The sequence below is a fragment of the Komagataeibacter sp. NFXK3 genome (assembly GCF_054182245.1).
The window spans coordinates 1-1677 of sequence record NZ_JAPIVJ010000065.1; the positions used below are offsets into that span (position 1 = coordinate 1).

General features: G+C 55.6%; 1 protein-coding gene and 1 pseudogene. Both read left to right on the forward strand.

All coding sequences use genetic code 11. The features are described from left to right. A partial coding sequence (locus OQZ28_RS17420) for an SDR family NAD(P)-dependent oxidoreductase (RefSeq protein WP_458136692.1) occupies positions 1-918 on the forward strand: 918 nt, incomplete at its 5' end. A gap of 256 nt (positions 919-1174) precedes the next feature. Continuing rightward, positions 1175-1549, forward strand: a pseudogene (locus OQZ28_RS17425) (helix-turn-helix domain-containing protein); the annotation flags it as partial. Positions 1550-1677 lie beyond the last annotated feature (128 nt).

Here is a 1677-nt window from a genome sequence, read left to right on the forward strand (position 1 = left end):
GCGCCCTTGCCAGAGATTCCAGTTCCTGACGCTCCAATGCCGTCAGTTCAATCGCAACCGCTACACGTCCCATTCGATTACCCCTGCCATCAGGATAATCATATAAACTTCTCGATCAGGACACTAGGGCCAATTACAGTATGGGTAAATTGTGCTGGCGTCTCCGTGAATGGTCTTTTCCTCGATGTCTCAGAGGCTGAATTTAAGCGAGTCACGGAAGTCAATTATTTTGGTTCCGTAAACGGTGTGCGCGTTGCGCTTCAACGCATGGCACCGCGAAAGCGAGGAACTATCGTCCAAGTCCTTTCAACCATGAGCTATCGCGGGATTCCTCTGCATTCGGCGTATGCCGGAAGCAAGTATGCCTTACGCGGATTTATCGAAACAGTGCGATCCGAACTGGTGACTTCCTCGACCTCCATTCACGTGACAATGGTGCATCCACCTTCGATAAACACACCGATTTTTGACCACGTCTTGTTCTGCAACTCCCAGCCTACAAGTCCAATACAACCGATTTACCAGCCCGAGGTAGCAGCAGATGCCATCTACTTCGCCGCCACATCACACCGGCGCGAAGTCTTCGTTTCTGCCTCGTCGTTTGGGGCCGCCCTAGCAAACAAGTTTGCCCCAGGGCTACTGGATGTCATTCTAGGGAAAGCTCGTCTCAAACGCTACCAATCAAGTAAGACACCTGCCCCCGTTCCCCGGGAATCCAACTTGTTTGAGGCGGGAAGGCTACCAAGCTCTACGCACGGTAAATTTGACCACATCAGCCGCAGCAAAAGCTGGCAACTTTGGGCGAGCAAAAACCGCGCAGGCTTAATGACAGCCGTGTCTATTGGACTATTGGGACTGATGCTTCTGATAAGAGGAGCAAAGCGCTGGCTCGTCGAAACGAAAATGCCTTCGCGATGAATGATCGCTAGAATTAAGAGGTGAAGTTGTGGACGGCCCCCGCCAGTCAGCAATGGGCCGCAAACCTGCTTGAGAAGAAGGCCGCGCGTGTCGTATCTGTCGCCGTGTCTAACAAGACAGCGCGGATGGTCTGGGCATTTCTGACGACGGGCAACGAAAACAGCGCAAGGAGCGTCTGAAAGAATACAGAAGTCTCCCGCCTCCCAGTTTTCTGAGACACTCGATAAGCACGTGAGACACGTGCGGAGGTGTCACGATGACGACCGAGCTGACGAACGATGCGAAACCACCGGGGCATGGGGGACGGATGTCACGCCGCCGCAAGAAGGAGGCCCTGCTTCGTCTGCTGCGCGGTGAGGACCCTGGAGATGGTCTCGCGCGAACTGGGCGTGACAGCCGCGACCCTGAGCGGCTGGCAGGACGCCTTTCTTTCCGGGGGCGAGGCCAGTCTTGCGACACGTCAGACCGACGGTGAAGCGCTGGAGAGCGATCGCCTCAAGGCAAAGCTCGGCGAGGTCATGATCGAGCGTGAACTGCTGCGTGAAAAGATTGCGGCCATGGAGGCTGGCCGCCCTTTGGCCCGTCGGAGGCTGCGGCCATGAGTGCGGAGGTCTCCCCCTCTTCCGGTCGCCCGGTAATCCCCCCATTTTTAGTGGGGCATTGAATGAGAATTCAGGCAGCTGTTTTTAGTTTCTGGGCGGGGGTTAGCCCGCTGTTCCCCATGTTGGGTCTGTCATGGTTATATGTCCAGAGCCATTG